This is a genomic window from Caulobacter sp. GW456-12-1-14-TSB4 (assembly GCF_059424195.1).
Map to the genome: position 1 here is coordinate 53,588 of NZ_JBWKZF010000009.1, position 21,016 is coordinate 74,603.

General features: G+C 68.1%; 20 protein-coding genes. 9 read left to right on the plus strand and 11 right to left on the minus strand.

Going from position 1 to position 21,016, the window contains the following annotated elements; genetic code table 11:
* Window positions 1–85: 85 nt before the first annotated feature.
* Entirely contained in the window at window positions 86–802 is a 717-nt protein-coding gene (locus AC07YH_RS10610; protein WP_494746959.1) for a hypothetical protein, read from the plus strand.
* An 8-nt stretch (window positions 803–810) separates the two neighbouring features.
* Here the strand turns inward: AC07YH_RS10610 and AC07YH_RS10615 are convergent, their stop codons facing one another.
* On the minus strand, window positions 811–1,752 hold the full coding sequence (locus tag AC07YH_RS10615; protein WP_494746960.1) for a DUF2167 domain-containing protein: 942 nt from the start codon (window positions 1,750–1,752) through the stop codon (window positions 811–813).
* A gap of 98 nt (window positions 1,753–1,850) precedes the next feature.
* On the opposite strand from AC07YH_RS10615, the gene AC07YH_RS10620 reads away from it, so the two are divergent.
* Window positions 1,851–3,455, plus strand: coding sequence for a cisplatin damage response ATP-dependent DNA ligase (locus tag AC07YH_RS10620; protein WP_494746961.1), 1,605 nt, complete (start codon window positions 1,851–1,853; stop codon window positions 3,453–3,455).
* Here AC07YH_RS10620 and AC07YH_RS10625 read toward each other — a convergent pair.
* Window positions 3,452–4,669, minus strand: a complete 1,218-nt coding sequence (locus tag AC07YH_RS10625) for a multidrug effflux MFS transporter (RefSeq protein WP_494747101.1) — start codon at window positions 4,667–4,669, stop codon at window positions 3,452–3,454. The genes AC07YH_RS10620 and AC07YH_RS10625 overlap by 4 nt on opposite strands.
* 179 nt (window positions 4,670–4,848) lie before the next feature.
* Here AC07YH_RS10625 and AC07YH_RS10630 point away from each other — a divergent pair, with 179 nt between their 5' ends.
* Window positions 4,849–6,033, plus strand: a complete 1,185-nt coding sequence (locus AC07YH_RS10630) for an MFS transporter (protein ID WP_494746962.1) — start codon at window positions 4,849–4,851, stop codon at window positions 6,031–6,033.
* Here AC07YH_RS10630 and AC07YH_RS10635 read toward each other — a convergent pair.
* Window positions 6,030–7,190, minus strand: coding sequence for a DegT/DnrJ/EryC1/StrS family aminotransferase (locus AC07YH_RS10635; RefSeq protein WP_494746963.1), 1,161 nt, complete (start codon window positions 7,188–7,190; stop codon window positions 6,030–6,032). The two genes, AC07YH_RS10630 and AC07YH_RS10635, sit on opposite strands and share 4 nt — an antisense overlap.
* Before the next feature lie 144 nt (window positions 7,191–7,334).
* Between AC07YH_RS10635 and AC07YH_RS10640 the strand changes: the two genes are divergently transcribed.
* Entirely contained in the window at window positions 7,335–8,324 is a 990-nt protein-coding gene (locus AC07YH_RS10640) for a mechanosensitive ion channel family protein (RefSeq protein WP_494746964.1), read from the plus strand.
* Here AC07YH_RS10640 and AC07YH_RS10645 read toward each other — a convergent pair.
* On the minus strand, window positions 8,254–9,429 hold the full coding sequence (locus AC07YH_RS10645) for a trans-sulfuration enzyme family protein (RefSeq protein ID WP_494746965.1): 1,176 nt from the start codon (window positions 9,427–9,429) through the stop codon (window positions 8,254–8,256). The genes AC07YH_RS10640 and AC07YH_RS10645 overlap by 71 nt on opposite strands.
* 10 nt (window positions 9,430–9,439) lie before the next feature.
* Window positions 9,440–10,834 carry a pyridoxal-phosphate dependent enzyme gene (locus tag AC07YH_RS10650; protein ID WP_494746966.1) on the minus strand — a complete coding sequence of 465 codons (1,395 nt, stop codon included), beginning with the start codon at window positions 10,832–10,834 and terminating at the stop codon, window positions 9,440–9,442.
* A gap of 139 nt (window positions 10,835–10,973) precedes the next feature.
* On the opposite strand from AC07YH_RS10650, the gene AC07YH_RS10655 reads away from it, so the two are divergent.
* The 3 genes from AC07YH_RS10655 to AC07YH_RS10665 are packed head-to-tail and all read left to right on the plus strand — an operon-like array spanning window position 10,974 to window position 11,652.
* Window positions 10,974–11,129 carry a hypothetical protein gene (locus tag AC07YH_RS10655; protein WP_494746967.1) on the plus strand — a complete coding sequence of 52 codons (156 nt, stop codon included), beginning with the start codon at window positions 10,974–10,976 and terminating at the stop codon, window positions 11,127–11,129.
* A gap of 11 nt (window positions 11,130–11,140) precedes the next feature.
* A complete protein-coding gene (locus AC07YH_RS10660; RefSeq protein ID WP_494747102.1) occupies window positions 11,141–11,419 on the plus strand; it encodes a MarR family winged helix-turn-helix transcriptional regulator in 279 nt (92 codons plus the stop codon).
* On the plus strand, window positions 11,416–11,652 hold the full coding sequence (locus AC07YH_RS10665; RefSeq protein ID WP_494746968.1) for a zinc ribbon domain-containing protein: 237 nt from the start codon (window positions 11,416–11,418) through the stop codon (window positions 11,650–11,652). Before AC07YH_RS10660 ends, AC07YH_RS10665 begins: the two co-directional genes overlap by 4 nt.
* Here the strand turns inward: AC07YH_RS10665 and AC07YH_RS10670 are convergent.
* The 4 genes from AC07YH_RS10670 to AC07YH_RS10685 form a co-directional block, all read right to left on the minus strand.
* Window positions 11,649–11,882, minus strand: a complete 234-nt coding sequence (locus AC07YH_RS10670) for a hypothetical protein (RefSeq protein ID WP_494746969.1) — start codon at window positions 11,880–11,882, stop codon at window positions 11,649–11,651. The genes AC07YH_RS10665 and AC07YH_RS10670 overlap by 4 nt on opposite strands.
* 139 nt (window positions 11,883–12,021) lie before the next feature.
* Entirely contained in the window at window positions 12,022–12,675 is a 654-nt protein-coding gene (fsa, locus tag AC07YH_RS10675; RefSeq protein WP_494746970.1) for a fructose-6-phosphate aldolase, read from the minus strand.
* Window positions 12,676–12,734: 59 nt separating this feature from the next.
* Window positions 12,735–13,622 (minus strand): dTDP-4-dehydrorhamnose reductase, encoded by an 888-nt coding sequence (gene rfbD / locus AC07YH_RS10680; protein WP_494746971.1) that lies wholly within the window; start codon window positions 13,620–13,622, stop codon window positions 12,735–12,737.
* The gene (locus tag AC07YH_RS10685) at window positions 13,619–14,164 is read right to left on the minus strand and encodes a D-glycero-alpha-D-manno-heptose-1,7-bisphosphate 7-phosphatase (RefSeq protein ID WP_494746972.1); all 546 of its coding nucleotides are present in this window, start codon (window positions 14,162–14,164) and stop codon (window positions 13,619–13,621) included. Before AC07YH_RS10685 ends, rfbD begins: the two co-directional genes overlap by 4 nt.
* Before the next feature lie 72 nt (window positions 14,165–14,236).
* Here AC07YH_RS10685 and AC07YH_RS10690 point away from each other — a divergent pair, with 72 nt between their 5' ends.
* Window positions 14,237–15,400, plus strand: coding sequence for an AGE family epimerase/isomerase (locus AC07YH_RS10690; RefSeq protein ID WP_494746973.1), 1,164 nt, complete (start codon window positions 14,237–14,239; stop codon window positions 15,398–15,400).
* Here AC07YH_RS10690 and AC07YH_RS10695 read toward each other — a convergent pair.
* Complete coding sequence (locus AC07YH_RS10695; protein ID WP_494746974.1) at window positions 15,397–16,707, minus strand: mannose-1-phosphate guanylyltransferase; 1,311 nt, start codon at window positions 16,705–16,707, stop codon at window positions 15,397–15,399. The genes AC07YH_RS10690 and AC07YH_RS10695 overlap by 4 nt on opposite strands.
* 90 nt (window positions 16,708–16,797) lie before the next feature.
* Window positions 16,798–18,834 (minus strand): NAD(+) synthase, encoded by a 2,037-nt coding sequence (locus AC07YH_RS10700; protein ID WP_494746975.1) that lies wholly within the window; start codon window positions 18,832–18,834, stop codon window positions 16,798–16,800.
* Window positions 18,835–19,033: 199 nt separating this feature from the next.
* Between AC07YH_RS10700 and tkt the strand changes: the two genes are divergently transcribed.
* Complete coding sequence (tkt, locus tag AC07YH_RS10705) at window positions 19,034–20,995, plus strand: transketolase (protein ID WP_494746976.1); 1,962 nt, start codon at window positions 19,034–19,036, stop codon at window positions 20,993–20,995.
* Window positions 20,996–21,016: the final 21 nt, after the last annotated feature.

Here is a 21,016-nt window from a genome sequence, read left to right on the forward strand (position 1 = left end):
CCTCACAACAATTCAAACGATCGTTTTAATCTAACACCATTCATGCCCTTGCGCGAGCGGTCATGAACCTGCGCTATGACGTGGCATGGCTCGGGATCGTCAGAAGCTGGACGCCGACAAGGTGGTCGAGACGCTCGACAACCTCTACGCCCGCGTGGCCGAGCGATTCCCGGCCTCGGGCCTGGCGCAGGTCTGTGGCCGGCTCAGCGACACGGGCCAGCGCACGGCCGCCCGCGCCCGCCGGATTTCGCGGCCCTACCTCTTCCTGCGCCTGCTGGTGGCGTTGATTGTCATCGCCGGCGTCGGCCTGGAGGCCATGCTGGTCTGGCGGCTGGACTGGAGCGCCGTCATCCGCGCCAAGGAAGGCTTTGGCCTGGCCCAGGGCCTGGAGTCGGCGGCCAACCTGGCTCTGCTATCCGGCGCGGCGGCCTGGTTCCTGGCCTCGCTGGAGCGGCGCTGGAAGCAGCAGCGGGTCCAGAAGGCCCTGCACGAGCTGCGCTCGTTCTGCCACGTCATCGACATGCACCAGCTGACCAAGGACCCGACCGTGATCCTGGGCCCGGCCACCCGCCATTCGCCCAAGCGCGACATGACCAGCTTCCAGCTCTCGCGCTATCTCGACTACTGCGCCGAGATGCTGGCCCTGACCGCCAAGCTGGCAGCCCTCTATGCCGGCGAGAGCGACGATCCCGTCATCGTCGCGGCCGTCAACGACATCGAGACCCTGGCCTCGGACCTGGGCCGCAAGATCTGGCAGAAGATCATGATCCTGGGCCAGCTGGACGAAGCTCGAGCGGGTTAGCCGTCCAGCTACGAGATCAGGTCCGGCCCCTTGGGCGTCGCGCTCTCGACCTTGTCCTTCTTGCCGAACAGTCGCCGCAACCAGTTAGCTACCGCCGCGAAGCCCGCGACGACCAGCACAAAGCCCTTCTTCAGAAAGACCATGGCCAGGGCCAACAAGCCAAGCTTCTTGGCCGCGGCCAGCCCGACACCCGCCGCGATCATGCCGGCCACGCCGTACTCTGCGACCTTGTCCTGGCCCTTCTGGTAGTCGATGTAGCGGGAGCCCGGATCGAAGGCCGCCTGGGCCAGAACCCCATCGGCGGCCGCCTTGACTTGCGGCAAGTCCTGCATCGAAGCCACGACGTTCAGACTCAGCACGCCGCGTCGCCCCAAGAGGCGAATATCATAGTTCAGTGTGTGGTGTTGGGCGTCGCCGAACTGTAGGTCCCGCGCCCAGATCGCCACATGGCGATCGGCGTCGTAGGCTGGACGCTCGGCCCAGCCGGCCAAGTGCACGCTGGGATAGCCCTGCTTCTGGCGCTCGGCGTTGCTGTCGTCCTCGCCGTCGCGCAGGTTTTTCAGAAGCTTGTCGGGATCAGTCTTCTTGGCGTCCTTGTCTGAGACGTAGCCGACGTCCTCGTAGCTGATCACCGCGCCCCACGCGGCATCATCCAACGGCTTGTACTTGGTGGGAAAGATCATCCCGAGTACGCCGTTAGCCGCCTCCGCCGGATTGCCCCAGCCCTCGACTAGCACCTTCTGGCTGTCGGCCTCGTCGAGGAAATAATAATCGGGACCGATGTTGAGGCGCGCGCTGCCGGCGGGCAGCTGAATCACGCCGGTGCGATGAGTGAGCTTGTCTTGCCAGCTGATGTCGGGAGCCTTGGGCGCGGCGGGTAGTGTCTCGGCCTGTGCATTGGAAAACACGCAAAGGGTCGCTGCGGCCAACAGGCCGGCCAAATAACGCATAGATTGCCCCGCCAATTTCACTCCTCCAGAGATATCCTCACGGATCTCCATCGTTGGCAAGCGCTGGTCGGCTTTAGCTTTTCCGCGTTCAATGACTCATGCGCGCCTTCGCCCACCTGCTCGACCGGCTGTCCCTGACCAGCTCGCGCAACGCCAAGCTGACCCTGATCGCCGACCATCTGCGCAATACGCCCGACCCCGATCGCGGCTACGCCCTGGCGGCCCTGACCGGCGCGCTGTCGTTCAACGCCGCCAAGCCGGCCTTCATCCGCAAGGCGGTCGAGGCGCGAATGGATGCGCAGCTGTTCGCCTGGTCCTACGACTATGTCGGGGATCTCGCCGAGACCGTCGCCCTGGTGTGGCCCGCCAAGCCCGGCGCCAACCGGCCGCCGGAGCTTTCCGAGGTGATCGAGGCCCTGCACTCGGCCTCGCGGACCGAGGTCCAGCGGCTGATCGAGGGCTGGCTGGATGCGCTCGACCCCGACGGCCGCTGGGCGCTGCTGAAGCTGATGACCGGCGGCCTGCGAGTGGGCGTGTCCTCGCGCCTGGCCAAGCAGGCCTGCGCCAATTTCGGCGGTGTCGAGATCGGCGAGATCGAGGAGGTCTGGCACGCGATGGAGCCGCCGTATGGCGATCTCTTCGCCTGGCTGGAAGGTCGCTCCGAACGCCCCTCCCCCGACGCGCCGGGGCGGTTCCGACCGGTGATGCTGGCCCAGCCGATCGACGAGGCGGTCGATTTCGCCAAGCTCGATCCGGCCGACTACATCGCCGAATGGAAGTGGGACGGCATCCGCGTCCAGGCGGTCAGCGAACGCGGCGAGCGGCGGCTCTACACCCGCACGGGCGACGACATCTCCGCCAGCTTCCCGGACGTGGTCGAGGCCCTGGACTTCGAGGGCGCGATCGATGGCGAGCTGCTGGTCCTGCGCGACGGCGCCCTGGCCCCATTCGGAGACCTGCAGCAGCGGCTGAACCGCAAGACGGTCGATGGCAAGCAGCTGGCGACCTTCCCGGCCGGCATCCGCGCCTATGACCTGATGATGGATGGCGAGGAGGACGTGCGCGGCCTGCCCTTCGTCGAGCGCCGCGCGCGGCTGGAGGCATTCGTCGCCAGGCTGACGACACCCCGCATCGACCTCTCGCCCCTCCAGCCCTTCGAGACCTGGGAGGAACTGGCCGCCCTGCGCCTGGACCCGCCCGAAGGCGACGCCCGGCTTTCCGAAGGCCTGATGCTGAAGCGCCGCGACAGCGTCTACGAGCCCGGCCGCCCCAAGGGTCCGTGGTTCAAGTGGAAGCGCGACCCGCACCTGATCGACGCGGTGCTGATGTACGCCCAGCGCGGCCACGGCAAGCGGTCCAGCTTCTATTCCGACTACACCTTCGGCGTCTGGCGCGAGGACGAGGCGGGCGTTCGCCACCTGACCCCCGTCGGCAAGGCCTATTTCGGCTTCACCGACGAAGAGCTGAAGCTGATCGACAAGTTCGTCCGCGACCACACGATCGAGCGCTTCGGACCGGTGCGCTCGGTGCGCGCCGACTTGGACCACGGCCTGGTGTTCGAGGTCGCCTTCGAGGGCCTGCAGCGCTCGACCCGGCACAAATCTGGCGTGGCCATGCGCTTTCCGCGCATCAACCGCATCCGCTGGGACAAGCCTGCGCGCGAAGCCGACGAGCTCGCCACCTTGGAAGCGATGCTCGACTAGTGCGCCGCGGCCGGAGCCGGGCCGGACGCGCCGGCCTGGAACAGCTTGCCCTTCTCGGTGGCCAGCACCATCAGCAGGCCCGCCAGGCCGAAGCCCGTGAAGCCCAAGGTCAGCGGCACGGTGGTGCCGTCGAACATCTGGCCGATCAGGAACCCGAACAGCGCCCCGCCGATCGTGGTGATGAAGCCCTGGATCGAGGCGGCCGCGCCGGCCACGTGGCCCAGCGGCTCCATGGCGATGGCCCCGAAGTTCGACATGACGAGGCCGAAGCAGAACATCATGCCGGCCTGCATCAGCGAGAAGCTGAGCAAGGTTTCGTGGCCGGTGAGGGCGATCGCGGCGTGGACGGCGGCGAAGGCGATGAAGCCGATCAAGGCCCAGTGCGAGACCTTGCGCATGCCCAGCTTGTCGACGATCCGCGCGTTCAGCAGCGACGACACCGCCATGGTCCCGGCGATGGCGGCGAAGATCAGCGGGAAGATGTCGCCCGCGCCCAACACCTCGGCGAACACCTGCTGGGCTGAGTTGAGGAAGCCGAACAGGCCGGCCAGCACCAGGGTCGCGGCCAGGGTGTAGCCCATGGCGATGCGGTCGGTCAGGGCGGTCTTGAAGGCCGAGCTGACGCCCGCCACCGAGATCGGGATGCGATCCTCGGGATGCTGGGTCTCGGGCAGCTTGATCGCCGCCCAGGCCATGACGATCAGGCCGAAGATCGACAGGATGCCGAAAATCCAGCGCCACGAGGCGAACAGCATGATCGCCTGGCCCAGCGACGGGGCGATGATCGGCGTGGCCAGGAACACGATGAAGGCCAGCGACATCACCCGCGCCATCTGGCGGCCCGCATAGCAGTCGCGGACGATCGACACCGACAGCACCCGCGTCGAGGCCGCGCCCAGGCCGGTCAGGAACCGCGCGATCAGCAGCATTTCGAACGAGGTCGAGAAGGCGCAGAGGGCGGCGAAGATCGTGTACAGCGTCAGGCCGACCATCAGCACCGGCTTGCGGCCATAGCGGTCGGCCAGCGAGCCATAGGCCAGCTGCGCGACGCCAAAGCCCAGCAGGTACGCGGTGATCACCCACTGGCGGGCGTTCGGATCATGCACGCCCAACGCCTCGCCGATATGCGGCAGGGCGGGCAGCATCGAGTCGATGGCCAGAGCATTGGTCGCCATCATCGCCGCGATCAGGGCGACGAACTGGCCGAAGCCCATGCCGGGGTGCGGCGAGGGGTTGGTGTCTGACATACGAATTTTCCCGCGGGTGACGTCTCGGTCCCGCGAGAGGTCTTGCAGGCCATATAGGCCCCGAGCCCCGCGCCGCCAACCGCCGCTCGACCATCATCCCTTGATATGGGTCGCCTCGACGCGCCTTGGCCCCTATATGCGGCGCCATGCACAACAAAGACATCGACCCCGCCCCGTTGAGCCGGGGCCTGACCCTGGCCATGGCGGCGGCCACGGGGCTGGCGGTCGCCAACCTCTATTACAGCCAGCCGATGCTGGGCCTGATGCTGAAGGACCTGCCCGGCGAGGCTGCGGCGATGATCCCGACGGCCACCCAGGCCGGCTATGCCGCCGGCCTCTTCCTGCTGGTGCCGCTGGGCGACCTCGTGGAGCGGCGGCGGCTGATCGCCTTCCAGTTCCTGGCGCTCGCCGTCTCCCTGGTCGCCACGGCCCTGGCGCCCACCGCCGGCCTGATGATCCTGACCTCGCTGCTGATGGGCGCGGCCGCGACCGTGGCCCAGCAGATCGTGCCGTTCGCCGCCCACCTGTCCAGCCCCGAGAAGCGCGGCGCGACGGTGGGGACGGTGATGGCCGGTCTGCTGTGCGGCATCCTGCTGTCGCGGACCCTGGCCGGCTTCGTCGGCGCCCACTACGGCTGGCGGACCATGTTCTGGCTGGCCGCGCCGGTGGCCCTGGCGGCCGGCGGCTGGATGGCGCTGAAGCTGCCGCGCAGCCATCCGCAGTCGGGCCTGAGCTATGGCAGCCTGATGATCTCGCTGGGCCAGCTGTGGCGCGAGTTCCCCTCGCTGCGCCTGGCCGTCGCCACGCAGGCGCTCTTGTTCGCCACCTTCACCTCGTTCTGGACGGTGCTGGCCCTGCACCTGCAGGAGTTCCACCTGGGCTCGGACATCGCCGGCCTGTTCGGGGTGATCGGGGCCGTCGGCATCCTGGCCGCGCCGATCGCCGGCCGCTTCGCCGACAAGCGTGGCCCGCGACCGGTCATCATGCTGGGCGCGGCGCTCGCTTTGGTCTCGTGGCTGATCTTCGGCGTCTGGGACGGCATCCCGGCCCTGATCGCCGGAGTAATCCTGCTGGACTTCGCGATCCAGAGCGTCCTCGTCTCCAACCAGCACATCGTCTACGCGCTGAAGCCCGAGGCCCGCGCCCGCCTGAACACCGTCTTCATGGGCGGTATGTTCGTGGGCGGCGCGGCCGGTTCGGGCGTCGCGGTCACGCTCTGGAAGTCGACGGGCTGGACCGGCGTCTGCGCCATGGGCGTGGCGCTGACCGCCACGGCGACGGCGCTGCAGGCTGTGAACCTGCTGCGTCGCCGGCGTCTCGCCGCAGCCTAGCCGTTGAAGGCCCGGATCGCGTCGATGATCTTCTGCTGGTCAGCCTCGCCCAGATAGGGATGCATCGGCAGGGCCAGCACGGTCTCGGCCTTGGCCTCGGTGACCGGCAGACCGCCGGCGCCGCGCGGGAAGTCCGCATAGGGCGCCTGCACGTGCATCGGCACGGGATAGTAGACCGCCGTCGGGATGCCTTGGGTCTTCAAGTGCGCGGCCAGGCCGTCGCGGTTCGCGTGCTCGATCACGTACTGCGCCCAGACCGAGACGCCGCCGTCGATCACGGCCGGGGTCGCGATCACCGCGCCCTTCAGGCCCTCGGCATAGCGGTCGGCCACGGCCTGACGCAGTTCGATTTCCTCGGCGAAGATCGCCAGCTTCTCGATCAGGATCGCCGCCTGGATGGTGTCGAGGCGCGAATTCATGCCGATGCGGGTGTTCAGGTACTTGGGGTCGTGGTCGAAGGTCTTGCCTTCCAGGTCCGGACCGACCGCCTTGCCGTGGACGCGGTAGCTGTCCATCAGGTCCCACAAGGTGGCGTCGTTGGTCAGCACCGCCCCGCCGTCGCCGTAGCAACCCAGCGGCTTGGCCGGGAAGAAGCTGGTGGTGGCGACATCGGCCCAGTGCAGCGGATGCAGGCCGTTCAGCGCGCAGCCGAAACCCTGGGCGCTGTCGGCGATCAGCTTCAGGCCTTCGCGATCGCAGATGGCCTTGATGGCCGGATAGTCGGCCGGCTGGCCGAACAGGTCGACGGCGATGACCACCTTCGGGGTCAGCTTGCCCTCGGCCTTCACCGCGGCGATGGCGGCGTCCAGCTTGGCGGGGTCGATATTGTAGGTGTCGGGCAACACGTCGACGAACACCGGCGTCGCGTCGACCCACGGCACGACTTCCGGCGTCGCGGCGAAGGTGAAGGACGGGCAGAACACCGCGTCGCCCGTGCCCACGCCCCAGGCCATCAGCGGCAGGGCGATGGCGTCGGTGCCGTTGGCGCAGGACAAGGCGAGCTTGGCCTGGCCAAACTCGGCGAGCTTGGCTTCGAACTCGCGGACCTGCGGGCCCATGACATAGGCGCCGCTGTCCAGCACCTTGGCGATGGCGGCGTCGATCTTGTCGCGGATCCGGCGCTGCTGCGCGGCGAGGTCGATGAAGGGCATGCTCATGAGCGCAGCCTCTAGAGTCCGTTCACGGCGATTTCGAGCCAATTGATGTAACCGACTGTTTCCGTTCGCAAGTCGGTGCGAAGCGGAACCGCACTCTCGCCTTGTCGTTGACCAATCACGGCGGGGGCGCCTATCGAGACCTTCATGCAGACCAAGCCCAGCATCATCCCGGCGGAAGCGCGCCTGCCCTCGATCGCCAACGTGAAGGCCGACGAGACCATGTTCGGACATTTCCTGGATTGGCTGGGCCGAGTGGCGGTGAACCTGGTGGTCGCCGCCCTGATCCTGATGGTGACCTTCTGGGTCGCCGGGCTGGCGGCGCGGTTCATGCGCCGGACCCTGATGCGCGTGCATCGGAACAACCCGGACCCGACCCTGGAGAGCTTCAGCGCTTCCCTGGCTCGCTATGCCATCATCGCCATCGGTCTGGTGGCGGTGCTGCAGCAGCTGGGCGTGCAGGCGACCTCGATCATCGCGGTGCTGGGCGCGGCCTCGCTGGCCATCGGCCTGGCTCTGCAAGGCGCCCTGTCGAACGTGGCGGCCGGGGTGATGATCCTGCTGTTTAGGCCCTATCGCGTCGGCGACGTCATCGAGACCTCGACCCGCCAGGGCACGGTGAAGTCGCTGGACCTGCTGTTCACCGAGATCGCCACGCCCGACAACGTCAAGGTGATGATCCCCAACAGCAAGGTGTTCGGGGACGTGATCCTGAACTACTCGACCCACCGCACCCGGCGCGTGGACGTGCTGTTCAAGGTCCCGCTGAAGACCGACTTGGTGGCAGTGTTGAAGCGGCTGCGCGAGCGGGCCGAGAACGACCCGCGCATCCGCAAGGACCCGGCGGTGATGATCGAGGTCACCGACCTGTCGGAGGTCTACGCCCAGGCCGCGATCCGCGCCTGGACCGCCGCCGCCGACTTCGGCCCGGTCAAGACCGACCTGATGCTGGTGGCGCACCTGTTGTCCGAAGACCCCGTCCGCGAGGACCTGCCGCCGCCGCGTCCGACCAAGGCCAAGGACCCCTCACCCGCCATGCCGGGCGAGGGCGAGCACCATCATCTGCTCAGTCTGATAAAGCCGCGTCGAGGTCGGAAATCAGGTCCCGGCAAGACTCAATCCCCACCGAAAGCCTGATCAGGCCGTCGGAGATGCCCAGCGCCGCGCGCTGATCGGCTGGGATCGAGGCGTGGGTCATGATCGCCGGATGCTCGATCAGGCTCTCGACCCCGCCCAGGCTTTCCGCGAGCGTGAACAGCTGGGTGCGCTCCAGCATTCGGCGCGCAGGCGCGAGGCCGCCCTTCACGTCGGCCGAGATGATGCCGCCGAAGCCGCCGACCATCTGGCGCTTGGCCAGGTCGTGCTGGGGGTGGCTTTCCAGGCCCGGATAGATCACCCGCTCGATGGCCGGGTGCTTCTCCAGCCACTGCGCGATCTCTAGGGCGCTGTCGCAGGCGCGCTGCATGCGCAGGGCCAGGGTCTTGACGCCGCGCAGCGCCAGGAAGCTGTCGAACGGGCCCAGCACGCTGCCGACGGCGTTCTGCAGGAACTTCATCTTGTCGGCGAGCTCGGCGTTGTCGCCGACCACCGCCACGCCCGCCACCACGTCCGAGTGGCCGTTCAGATACTTGGTCGCCGAGTGCATGACGATGTCGAAGCCCAGCTCCAGCGGCCGCTGGATGAACGGGCTGGCGAAGGTGTTGTCGGCGACGGTGACCAGGTTGTGCGTCTTGGCCAGGGCCGCGATGCCGGCCAGATCGGCCAGGCGCAGCATCGGATTGGTCGGGGTCTCGACCCAGATCATCCGCGTCGCTGGAGTGATCGCCGCCTCGACCGCCGCCAGGTCGGCCATGTCCACGAAGCTGAAGGTCAGGCCGGCCGAGCGCTTGCGCACCTTGTCGAACAGCCGGAACGAGCCGCCATAAAGGTCGTCGCTGGCGATCACGTGCGCGCCGCTGTCCAGCGTCTCCAGGATCGTCGAGGCCGCCGCCAGGCCGGATGAGAAGGCAAAGCCCGCCGCGCCGCTCTCAAGGTCGGCGATGCTGCGCTCGAAGGCGAAGCGGGTCGGGTTGTGGCTGCGGCTGTATTCGAAGCCCTTGTGCTCACCGGGGCTCGACTGGACGTAGGTCGAGGTGGCGTAGATCGGCACCATGACCGCGCCGGTGGTCGGGTCGGGGAACTGGCCGCCGTGGATGGTCCGCGTGGCGAAGTCCAGGCGGTTCTTGCCGGGGATGTCGGTCATGCGGGATCCTCTACGCGCTCAGACGCAGGTGGTTGATCAGATCGACCCGGGTGATGACACCCAGAAATTCTTCGCCGTCGCAGACAAGGGCTACCTCGTCGCGGTCGAACACTTCGGGGAGGTCATCGACGCTTTGATGGGCCTGCAGGGTGTTGACCCCCCGGGTCATGGCCGCGCCGACCAGGGTCTTGAAGCGCGGGGCGTCGTCGCCGGCCTCGACCGCGGCCAGGACGTCGCTCTCGTCGAGGATGCCGACCAGCTTGCCGTGATCGACCACGGGGAGCTGGCTGATGTCGCTGGAACGCATGCGGTTATAGGCCGTCAGCAGGGTGTCGTCGGAGCCGATGGCGATCACACCGCCCTCGGCATAGCGCTTGGCGATCAGGTCGCGCAGGTCGCCGTGCAGCTCGCGGCCGTCGAAGCCGTGGGCCGCCAGCCAGAAGTCGTTGAACATCTTGGTCAGGTACTTCGAGCCCGTGTCGCAGACGAGCGTCACGACCCGCTTGGGTTCTGTCTGCTCGCGGCAGTATTTCAGGGCCGCGGCCAGCAGGCAGCCCGAGGACGAGCCCGCGAGAATCCCTTCTTTCTTCAGCAGCAGGCGGGCGGTGTCGACGCTCTCGCGGTCGCTGATCGAATAGGCTTGGGAAACCAAGTCCATCTGGGCGTTGTCGGGGATGAAGTCCTCGCCGATGCCCTCGACGATCCAGCTGCCGGCCTCGCCGAAGCTCCCGGTCTCGACATAGTCGCGCAGGATCGAGCCGACCGGATCGGCCAGCACCATCTTGGTCTTCGGCGAGTTGGCCTTCATGTAGCGGCCAACGCCGGTGAGCGTGCCGCCCGAACCGACGCCGACGACGATGGCGTCGATGTCGCCCTCCATCTGGGTCAGCAGCTCGGGACCCGTCGTGGTCTCGTGGGCCAGCGGATTGGCCGGGTTCTCGAACTGGTTGGCGTAGAGCGAGCCGGGGATCGACTGAGCCAGCGTCTGGGCCATGTCCTGGTAGTATTCCGGGTGGCCCTTGCCGACGTCGCTGCGCGTCAGGCGCACGTCCACGCCCATGGCCCGCAGGTGCAGGATCTTTTCCCGCGCCATCTTGTCGGGGACGATCAGGATCAGCTTGTAGCCCTTCATCGTCGCGACCTGCGCCAGGCCCAGGCCCGTATTGCCGGCCGTCGCCTCGATGATGGTGCCGCCAGGCTTCAGCCGGCCATCGGCTTCGGCCGCCTCGATCATCGAGCGCGCGACGCGATCCTTGATCGAGCCGCCGGGATTCTGGTTCTCGAGCTTGAGGAACAGCCGGCAGGGGCCGGTGTCGATGTGCTTGACCTCGACCATCGGCGTGCGCCCGATCAGGTCCAGGGCGGAACCAGCGATGCCCGGAAGGCCAGATTTGAGGTCGTTCATGGCGCAGCTCCGCCGTCGGGTGAAACGATTTCCCCTAGCTAGGCCTGTTTCCCGAATGAAGGGAAGAGGAGCCGGGCCGTCGGATATAGGGCGTTGGTTCGGGATTTACGAAGGATCACGCCCCTCATAGCGTCGTTATATGACCGACGCCTTCGCCGCCGATTTCGAGGAATTGTTCCGCGCGACCTACCGGGCCGCCGTCCGCCGCGTGCGCGATAAGCGCGAGCGTCTGTCGCCCGAGACCGTGGCCTTGCTGGACCACCTGGCCGCCGCCGGCCCGCTGACGGCCGGCTGACGGCCGGCGAGCTGGCCCGCCATGTCGATCGCGCGGCGAGCACCCTCTCAGAGATGGTCGATCACCTGGTCGACAAGGGGATGCTGACCCGCGACCGCGATCCGGCCGACGCCCGCCGCAGCCTGATCTGGCTGACCGACGCCGGCCAGGCCGCGCTGATCGAGAGCCGCAATGTCCTGGACCTCGAGATGCTGGCCGCCGCCGGCGCGCATCTGTCGCCCGAGCAGCGCGACGCCCTGCTCGACCACTTCAAGGCCTTCGTCGCCCAGCTGAAAGGAGCCCGCCCATGAGCCACAATTGCGAAAGCTGCGGCATGCCGATCGAGACCGGTCACTATTGCCAGTACTGCGTCGATGAAGCCGGCGTGCTGCAGGACTTCCCGACCCGCTTCGAACGCATGGTGCAATGGCAGGAGCGGCGCGGCAGTCCTCGCGCCCAGGCCGAAACCGAGACCATCGCCTACATGTCGAAAATGCCCGCCTGGAAGGACCACCCGGAGGTGCGGGCCCGGCTTCAGGCCTAGGCCGTCCCGAGGGTGCCGCGCTGGTTCAGCCACTCGCTGGCGAACTTGCGCGACAGGCAGACGTCCTCGAACACCACCCGGCGCAGCTGGCCCAGAAACTCGGGCGCGTCGTGGACGATCACGAACGGAAAACCGTTGGCGGACAGGAAGCCGTGGAGGAATCGCGAGAAGCGGTCGGCCTCTTCGGGGCCGGCCAAACGGACTTCGGTCTCAGCGGCAGTCGGAACCATGTGCGCGGCCCTCTGTGAACGGACCAAGACTTAACGCACGAACTCGCATTTGCGAACCAGCTTCGCCAGTGCGAAATAAACTGTGATCAGTTATTCGCGTCCCGGGCGAGTGAAAGACCCGCCCGGGAGCACGACATGCCTACAGGATAGACTGGCCCGTGCTGGCCCAATCCTTCAGGAACTGTTCCAGGCCCTTGTCGGTCAGCGGGTGCTTGTAGAGGTCGCTGAACACGGCCGGCGGGATGGTGACGACGTCGGCGCCGCTGATGGCGGCTTCCTTGACGTGGGCGGCGTTGCGCACCGACGCGGCCAGGATCTCGGTCTCGTAGCCGTAGTTGTCGTAGATCGTGCGGATGTCGCGGATCAGGTCCATGCCGTCGAAGCCGTAGTCGTCCAGGCGACCGATGAACGGCGAGACGAAGGTCGCGCCGGCCTTGGCGGCCAGCAGGGCCTGGGTCGGCGAGAAGCACAGGGTGACGTTGGTCTTGATGTCCTCGTCGGCGAAGGCGGCGCAGGCGATCAGGCCGTCGCGGGTCAGCGGGATCTTGACCACCACGTTCGGGGCGATCTTGGCCAGCTTCTGGCCTTCGGCGATCATGGCGTCGGCCGTGGTGGCGGCGACTTCGGCGCTGATCGGGCCCGGGACGATGTCGCAGATCTCGGCGATCACTTCCAGCATCGGCCGGCCCGACTTGGCGATCAGGGTCGGGTTGGTGGTCACGCCGTCGATCAGGCCGGTCGAGGCCAGGTCGGCGATCACCTTGGTGTCGGTGCTGTCGAGGAAGATCTGCATGGTCGCTCGCGCTGCTGATGATGGGCGGAAGTTGCGCCGGTTTAGCCCGAGCGGCGGCGTCACGCCAGACTCGTCATACCAGCTTGGACGAGACGATCGGCCGAGCGCTCGACCGCCACGCGCCAGGGTTCGGGCGTGAAACCGAACACGCGCTGGAGCTTGCCGGTGTCGAGCGGCGAGCGCGGCGGACGCGGCGCGGGCTCGGCGAAGGCGGCCTGGGTGGTCGGTTCCAGCCGTGCTTTCGTCTGGGGATCGCGATCGATCGCGGCCTGGGCGAAGTCGAAGCGGCTGGTCTCGCCGGCATTGGCGAAGTGGAACAGGCCGAAGATCGGGTCCTCGGCCGAGGCGGCCGCCCAGCGCGGCGCGGTCGAGACGAGAAAGTCCGCCAGGGCCTCACCGTCGGTCGGCGTACCGTACTGGTCGGCGACGACCTTCAAGACCTCGCGCTCGCGAGCCAGCTTCAGCATGAAGCTGACATAGTTGCGGCCGTAGCGGGAGAAGACCCACGAGATGCGCAGCACCACCGCCTTGGGATGGGCCAGCACGGCCCTTTCGCCGGCCAGCTTGGAACGACCGTAGGCATTGATCGGCCGGGCTTCGTCGGTCTCGACATAGGGGCGATCGGTCAGGCCGTCGAACACCGCGTCGGTCGACAGATGCACGAACGGCAGGCCGCGCTCGGCGCAGGCGGCGGCCATGGCCCCCGGCGCGGCGGCGTTGACCGCGAAGGCCTCGTCCGGCCGCGCCTCGGCGGGATCGACGTGGGTGAAGGCGGCGGTGTTGAGGACGAGGTCGCAGTCGGCCGCCAGGATCGCGGCGCGGACGGCCTCGGGATTTTCCAGGTCGCAGTCGGCGCGGGACAAGGCGATGATCTCGGCCCGCCCCTGGGCGGCGGCCTGGACCGCGGTCGCGACCTGGCCGGTCTTGCCGAACTGCAGAATCCTCATTTGAGAGCCGGAACGCGCTCGCCCAGCACCTGGCCGACAAAGGCCCGCAGGTTGCCGCCCTTGAACAGATAGCCCGGCATCCCCGCGCGGTTGCCGGCCTCGACGTCGATGTGGCGGTCGCCGATGATCACGGCTTCTTCCGGCGTCAGGTTCCAGTCCGAGAGCCCCCGCAGGATCATGCCGGGATTGGGCTTGCGGTCCGGGTGGTCGGCGACGCGGAATTCCTCGACGACGGCCGTCTCGTGGAACGGCGAGTGGTAGAAGGCGTCGATCCGCCCGCCCAGCTCGGCCAATTGGTCCTGCATGGCGGCATGGAACCGGTCCATCTGCGCCTCGTCGAAATAGCCCCGGCCGATGCCCGACTGGTTGGTCACCACCAGCACCTTCAAGCCCGCCTGGGTCATCGCCGCCACCGCCTCGCGGGCGCCGTCGATCCAGGTCAGCTTGGCCGGGTCGGAGACATAGCCGTGGTCGACGTTCAGCACGCCGTCCCGATCCAGGAACACGGCCTTCAGCGGAGGGAGATCGGCGAGCGCGGTCATGGACGTGAGCACTACCGCGCGTCGCGCCGGATGTCTTGGCCTCGTCGCCCAAGCTGCCTAGAAATGGCGCCCATGACGAACGCCCTCACCGACGCCGCCCGCCTGCGCGACCGCCTCAAGACCTGGGCGGCCGAGGCGGCCTATCCGCTGTGGTGGCGGGTCGGGGCCGATCACAAGAAGGGCGGCTTCTTCGAGAAGATCGACTTGGAGGGCGCGCCGGTCGACGGCCCGCGTCGTGGCCGGGTGCTGCCCCGCCAGATCTATTCGTTCGCCATCGCCGGCGACCTGGGCTGGAGCGGCCCCTGGCGCGAGGCGGTCGAGCACGGCCTGGACTTTTATCTGGCGTCCTATCGTCGCCCGGACGGCCTGTTCCGCACCCTGGTCGGGCCGGATGGCGAGAGCCTGGACGAGACCGCCGACCTCTACGACCAAGCCTTCGCCATCTTCGCCCTGGCCGCCGTCGCCACGGCCCTGCCGGCCCGCGCCGATGAGGCCAAGGCGATCGCCGTGGCGGTGCGCGAAAAGCTGGTCGCCGAGCGCAAGCACCCCGTCGCCGGCTTCCACCAGAGCAACCCCCCGACCGCGCCGCTGCAGTCCAACCCGCACATGCACCTGTTCGAGGCCATGCTGGCCTGGAACGCGATCGACGGTGACCCGGCCTGGCGCGCCCTGGCCGACGAGATCGCCGAGCTCGCGCTGACCAAGTTCATCCACGCCGAGACCGGCATGGTCCGCGAGTTCTTCGACCTCGACTGGAACCCGGCGCCGGGCGTCGAAGGCCGCATCTGCGAGCCCGGCCACCAGTTCGAATGGGGCTGGCTGCTGCTACGCTGGGGCAAGTTGGCCGGCCGCGCCGATGCGATCGCCGCGGCGCTGAGGATGATCGACGCCGGCGAGACGCACGGGACCGACCTGGCGCGCGGCGTGGCGATCAACGCCCTGCTCGACGACCTCTCGATCCACGACAACGGCGCGCGCCTCTGGCCGCAGACCGAGCGGATCAAGGCCGCCGTCCTGGCCGCCGAAACCACCGGCGAGGCGCGCTATTGGGACATGGCCGCCGCCGGCGCCGAGGGCCTGCTGGCCTATCTGCGCACGCCGGTGACGGGCCTGTGGCGCGACAAGCACCAGCCCGACGAGACCTTCGTGGAGGAGCCGGCGCCGGCCAGCTCCTTCTACCACATCGTGCTGTCGATCCTGGAGATGGACCGCGCCGTCAGCGCGGCCCAATCCTAACGGGGTTTCGTGACCAGCAGGGTCGCCGCGCCGATGGCCCGCGCGCGGGTCTCGGCGTCGAGCGGGATCAGCGCGCCGGCGGCATAGACGTCGCCGTCCATCTCCAGCACGCCTTCCAGCAGCTGCACCGTCGCGGTCGGCAGGGTGATCGTCTCGCCGGCCGGCACGCGGCGCAACTCGACATCGAAGCCGTCGGTCGAAACGAGGGTCTCGGTCCCGTTCGGCTGGGCGCTTTTCCGAGACGCGATCGAGCGGCCCTTGGCCTTGAGGCCATCGACCAGGCTCTTCACCGCCTGGCTGTCCTTGCGGTGGCAGACCAGCACCGCATCGGGCTCGACCACCACCACGATGTCGCTGACGCCGATGACGCCGACATACGGGCCCGTCGTGCGCACGAGTACGTTCGAGGTCCCTTGCAGTTCGACATCGCCGTCGCTGGCGTTGCCGGCGTGGTCGCGGTCCGAAGCCTCCCAGATCGCGTCCCAGGCGCCCAGGTCCGACCAGGCGAACGAGGCCGGAGCCACGGCGGCCTTGTGGGTCCGCTCCATCACCGCATAGTCGAGACTGATCCTGGCCGCGCCGGCGAAGGCCTCACGGTCCAGGCGGCCGATGCCGGCCTCCAGCTCCAACTTGGCCGCGCAGGCCCGGGCCGCGACGGCCACGGTGGGCTCGAACGCCTCGAACTCGCCCATCAAGGTCGAGGCCTTGAACGCGAAGTTGCCGCTGTTCCAGAGATAGCCTTCCAGCAGGTAACGCTCGGCGGTCTCACGATCCGGCTTCTCGACGAAGGCCGCGACCTCGCGCACCGAACCGTCCAGCAACGGCGCGCCGGGGCGGATGTAGCCGAAGCCCGTGGCCGGCACGGTCGGCTTGACGCCGAAGGTGACGATCAGGTCGTGCTCGGCGGCCTTGGCGGCGGTGACGGCGGCCTCGCCGAACACCTCGGGATCGGCCACGTGGTGGTCGGCGGCCAGCATCAGCACCACGCCGTCGGCGTCCAGGGTCTGGACATAGGCGGCGGCGGCGGCGACGGCCGGCGCGGAATCACGGGCTTCGGGCTCGACCAGGATGGTGACCCAGGTGTCGATCTCGGCCGTCTGTTCGGCGACGAAACCGACCATGGCCTCGCCGGTGACCACGACGATCTCGGCCACACCCGGCAGGTCGCGCACGCGCAGCACCGTCTCCTGGAAGCTGGAGCGGTCGCCGACCAATTTCAGGAACTGCTTGGGCTGGTCGCTGCGCGAGGCGGGCCAGAGGCGCGTGCCCGAACCGCCGCAAAGGATAACCGGATAGATCGCGGCCAAGAGTAACCTCAGACTGACAAGCACCCCTGCTTGGGCGTGGGGATATCGTGAAGCGCGCGGAAAACGAAAGCTTTTTCGGCCCTGCTCGTATCAGTTCGGGATGTTGGCGTTCAGCTCGGCCAGCCAGGTGTCGGCGGCGACATCCGACGGCATCCGCCAGTCGCCGCGCGGCGACAGCGCGCCGCCCGACGAGATCTTGGGTCCGTTGGGCACGGCCGAGCGCTTGAACTGGTTGGCGAAGAACCGCTTCAGGAAGAGCTCGAGCCACTTCCTGATCTCGGCCAGCTCGTAGGCGCGACGCCCCGACTCCGGCAGGCCGACCGGCCAGCCGCCCTTGCCCGCGTCATGCCAGGCGGTCCAGGCCAGGAAGGCGATCTTGGACGGCGCCATGCCGTAGCGGGTCATGTAGTAGAGATTGAAGTCCTGCAGGGCGTACGGCCCGACGAAGCTCTCCGTCGCCTGGGTGACCTCGCCCGGCACCAGCTCCGGCGAGATCTCGGTGGCCAGGATGTCCTCCAGCAGCGCCGTCGTGGCCGCATCCACGTCGCCCGAGTGGGCCACGAAGCGGATCAGGTGCTGGATCAGCGTCTTGGGCGCCCCGCAGTTGGGGTTGTAGTGGCTCATGTGGTCGCCGACGCCGTAGGTGCACCAGCCCAGGGCCAGCTCCGACAGGTCGCCCGTGCCGACCACCAGGCCGCCGTTGTGGTTGGCCAGGCGGAACAGATAGTCGGTGCGCAGGCCCGCCTGCACGTTCTCGAAGGTTACGTCATAGACCGGCTCGCCGCGCCCGAACGGGTGGTCCAGGTCCTTCAGCATCTGGGTCGCGGCCGGGCGGATATCGAGTTCGGCGGCGGTGACGCCCATGGCCCGCATCAGCGCCCAGGCATTGTCCTTGGTGCGGTCGGAGGTGGCGAAGCCCGGCAGGGTGTAGGCCAAGATGTTGGTCCTCGGCAGGCCGAGCTGATCGACCGCCTTGGCCGCCACCAGCAGCGCCTGGGTCGAGTCGAGGCCGCCCGAGATGCCGATCACCAGCTTCTTCAGGCCCGAGGCCTCCAGCCGCCGGGCCAGGCCCTGGACCTGGATGTTGTAGGCCTCGTAGCAGTTCTCACGCAGCTTGGCGGGATCGGACGGCGTGAACGGGAAGCGCTCGATCGGCCGGGCCAGGGCCAGGTCGCCGGCCGGCGGCTCGAACGCGAACCGCACCATCCGGAACGGAACCTTGGGCGGCAAAAGGGCCATAGCGTCGCCGAAGCTGCCGACCCGCATCCGCTCCTGGCGCAGGCGATCGACGTCGATGTCGGCATAGGTCCAAGCCGGGCCGGTCGAGAAGCGCGGGCTCTCGGCCAGCAGATTGCCCATCTCGTGGATGTCGACATGGCCGTCCCAGGCCAGGTCCGTCGAGCTCTCGCCCGCCCCGGCGGCCGAATAGACATATGCCGCGACCATCCGCGACGACTGGCTGGCGCACAGCAGGCGGCGGATCTCGGACTTGCCGATGGTGATGTTGCTGGCCGAGAGGTTCAGCAGGATTTCCGCGCCGGCCAGGGCCTGGGCGGTGCTGGGCGGCGTGGGCGTCCAGACGTCCTCGCAGATCTCGACGCCGACCGTGAACGGCGTCACGCCCTCACCGCAATAGAGGACGTCGGTCCCGAAGGGGACGGTCTGGCCGGCCAGCACCAGGCTCTTGCCGGTCACCCCCGCGCCCGGCGTGAACCAGCGGCGCTCATAGAACTCGCGATAGTTGGGCAGGAAGCTCTTGGGCGTGACGCCCAGCACCTTGCCGCCCTGGATGGCCACGGCGGTGTTATAGAGCCGGCCGCCGTCACGCAGCGGCGCGCCGACCACGATCATCGGCGCGAGTTCGGCGCTTTCCTCGACCAGGGTGGCGATCGCCGCCTCGACGGCGTCCAGCAGCACGTCCTGCTGCAGGAGGTCGTCGATCGTGTAGCCGGTCAGGCCCAGCTCCGGGAACACGATGACCGCGACGCCGGCCTCGTGCGCCTCGCGGGCCAGGGCCAGGACGCTCCGCGCATTGGTCGCCGGATCGGCCAGCTTCACTTTTGGAACGGCGGTGGCCACGCGGACGAAGCCATGGCGATAGGGCGAGAAGAACGACGGATGAGCCAAGCTACCGGCCTTTCAGGGTTATGCTGAAAATGAGCATAAGTCTATATCCAGCTATAACGCTGCCGGACGATGTTGCCTAGCGTCCTCGATGCGTGTCCGGAAGTCCTGAGAAAAGGCCCGGCGGGTTGACCCCCGGGGGTTCCCATGCGAGTGCGCCCCTCGCGCAGCCCCGCAAAACATAGAAAAGACGGAAGCCAACATGCCCGTTTCGCCCATCAAGATGGCCGACGCGATCCGCGTCCTTTCCATGGACGCCGTGCACAAGGCCAAGTCCGGTCACCAGGGCATGCCGATGGGCATGGCCGATGTGGCGACCGTCCTGTGGGGCAAGTTCCTGAAGTTCGACGCGAGCCAGCCGGGCTGGCACGACCGCGACCGCTTCGTGCTGTCGGCCGGCCACGGCTCGATGCTGCTCTATTCCCTGCTTCACCTGACCGGCTTCAAGGCCGTGACGATGAAGGAGATCGAGAACTTCCGTCAGTGGGGTTCGCTGACCCCCGGCCACCCGGAAGTGCACCACACCCCCGGCGTCGAGACCACGACCGGTCCGCTGGGCCAGGGCCTGGCCACCGCCGTCGGCATGGCCATGGCCGAAGCCCATCTGGCCGGCCGCTTCGGCTCCGACATCGTCGACCACCGCACCTGGGTGATCGCCGGCGACGGCTGCCTGATGGAAGGCGTCAGCCATGAGGCGATCAGCATCGCTGGCCGCCTGAAGCTCTCGAAGCTGACGGTGCTGTTCGACGACAACAACACCACCATCGACGGTGAAGCGACGATCGCCGAGACCGGCGACCAGGTCGCCCGCTTCAAGGCCGCCGGCTGGGCCGTGAAGGTCGTCGACGGCCACGACCACGGCAAGATCGCCGCCGCCCTGCGCTGGGCCACCAAGCAGGACCGCCCGACCATGATCGCGTGCAAGACGCTGATCTCGAAGGGCGCGGGTCCGAAAGAAGGCGACCCCCACAGCCACGGCTACACCCTGTTCGACGACCAGATCCGCGACGCCCGCGTCGCCATGGGCTGGGACGCCGAGCCCTTCACCGTGCCGGGCGACATCGCCACGGCCTGGAAGAGCGTCGGCCGTCGCGGCGCCAAGGTTCGCAAGGCCTGGGAAGCCAAGCTGGCCGCCTCGACCCACGCCAGCGACTTCAAGCGCGCCATGGCCGGCGAACTGCCCGCCAGCGCCTTCGAAGTCCTGGACGCCCACATCGCCAAGGCGGTCGAGACCAAGCCGGTCAACGCCACCCGCGTCCACTCGGGCGCGGCCCTGGACCAGCTGATCCCGGCCATTCCGGAAATGATCGGCGGCTCGGCCGACCTGACCGGTTCGAACAACACCCTGGTCAAGGGCATGGGCGCGTTCGACGCGCCTGACTATACCGGCCGCTACGTCCACTACGGCGTGCGCGAGTTCGGCATGGCCGCGGCCATGAACGGCATGTCGCTGCACGGCGGCGTGATCCCGTATTCGGGCACCTTCCTGGCCTTCGCCGACTACAGCCGCGCCGCGATCCGTCTGGGCGCGCTGATGGAAGCCCGCGTCATCCACGTGATGACCCACGACTCCATCGGCCTGGGCGAAGACGGCCCGACCCACCAGCCGGTGGAACAGGTCGCCTCCCTGCGCGCCATCCCGAACCTGCTGGTCTTCCGCCCGGCCGACGCGGTGGAAGCCGCCGAGTGCTGGAAGGTCGCCCTGCAAAGCGCCCGCACCCCGTCGGTCATGACCCTGTCGCGCCAGAAGACCCCGCACGTCCGCACGGCCGGCGGCGATCTGTCGGCCAAGGGCGCCTACGAGCTGCTGGCCGCCGAGGGCGGTGAAGCGGCCGTGACGATCTTCGCTTCGGGCACCGAGGTCGGCGTCGCCGTCGCCGCGCGCGACATCCTGCAGGCCAAGGGCAAGCCGACCCGCGTCGTCTCGACCCCCTGCTGGGAACTGTTCGCCAAGCAGGACGCCGCCTACCAGGCCTCGGTCATCGGCACGGCGCCTGTCCGCGTCGCCGTCGAAGCTGGCATCAAGATGGGCTGGGAGCGCTTCATCGGCGAGGACGGCAAGTTCGTCGGCATGAAGAGCTTCGGCGCCTCGGCCCCGTTCGAGCGCCTCTACAAGGAATTCGGCATCACCGCCGAAGCCGTCGCGGAAGCCGCCGGCGCCTAAGCACTGTGGTGGCGTGGAGTT

Excerpts from the sequence above, each read along its gene's own strand:
- AC07YH_RS10610 (WP_494746959.1), top strand. The coding sequence starts at position 86 with ATGGCTCGGGATCGTCAGAAGCTGGACGCCGACAAGGTGGTCGAGACG.
- AC07YH_RS10615 (WP_494746960.1), bottom strand. The coding sequence starts at position 1,752 with ATGCGTTATTTGGCCGGCCTGTTGGCCGCAGCGACCCTTTGCGTGTTT.
- AC07YH_RS10620 (WP_494746961.1), top strand. The coding sequence starts at position 1,851 with ATGCGCGCCTTCGCCCACCTGCTCGACCGGCTGTCCCTGACCAGCTCG.
- AC07YH_RS10625 (WP_494747101.1), bottom strand. The coding sequence starts at position 4,669 with ATGGGCTTCGGCCAGTTCGTCGCCCTGATCGCGGCGATGATGGCGACC.
- AC07YH_RS10630 (WP_494746962.1), top strand. The coding sequence starts at position 4,849 with ATGCACAACAAAGACATCGACCCCGCCCCGTTGAGCCGGGGCCTGACC.
- AC07YH_RS10635 (WP_494746963.1), bottom strand. The coding sequence starts at position 7,190 with ATGAGCATGCCCTTCATCGACCTCGCCGCGCAGCAGCGCCGGATCCGC.
- AC07YH_RS10640 (WP_494746964.1), top strand. The coding sequence starts at position 7,335 with ATGCAGACCAAGCCCAGCATCATCCCGGCGGAAGCGCGCCTGCCCTCG.
- AC07YH_RS10645 (WP_494746965.1), bottom strand. The coding sequence starts at position 9,429 with ATGACCGACATCCCCGGCAAGAACCGCCTGGACTTCGCCACGCGGACC.
- AC07YH_RS10650 (WP_494746966.1), bottom strand. The coding sequence starts at position 10,834 with ATGAACGACCTCAAATCTGGCCTTCCGGGCATCGCTGGTTCCGCCCTG.
- AC07YH_RS10655 (WP_494746967.1), top strand. The coding sequence starts at position 10,974 with ATGACCGACGCCTTCGCCGCCGATTTCGAGGAATTGTTCCGCGCGACC.
- AC07YH_RS10665 (WP_494746968.1), top strand. The coding sequence starts at position 11,416 with ATGAGCCACAATTGCGAAAGCTGCGGCATGCCGATCGAGACCGGTCAC.
- AC07YH_RS10670 (WP_494746969.1), bottom strand. The coding sequence starts at position 11,882 with ATGGTTCCGACTGCCGCTGAGACCGAAGTCCGTTTGGCCGGCCCCGAA.
- fsa (WP_494746970.1), bottom strand. The coding sequence starts at position 12,675 with ATGCAGATCTTCCTCGACAGCACCGACACCAAGGTGATCGCCGACCTG.
- rfbD (WP_494746971.1), bottom strand. The coding sequence starts at position 13,622 with ATGAGGATTCTGCAGTTCGGCAAGACCGGCCAGGTCGCGACCGCGGTC.
- AC07YH_RS10685 (WP_494746972.1), bottom strand. The coding sequence starts at position 14,164 with ATGACCGCGCTCGCCGATCTCCCTCCGCTGAAGGCCGTGTTCCTGGAT.
- AC07YH_RS10690 (WP_494746973.1), top strand. The coding sequence starts at position 14,237 with ATGACGAACGCCCTCACCGACGCCGCCCGCCTGCGCGACCGCCTCAAG.
- tkt (WP_494746976.1), top strand. The coding sequence starts at position 19,034 with ATGCCCGTTTCGCCCATCAAGATGGCCGACGCGATCCGCGTCCTTTCC.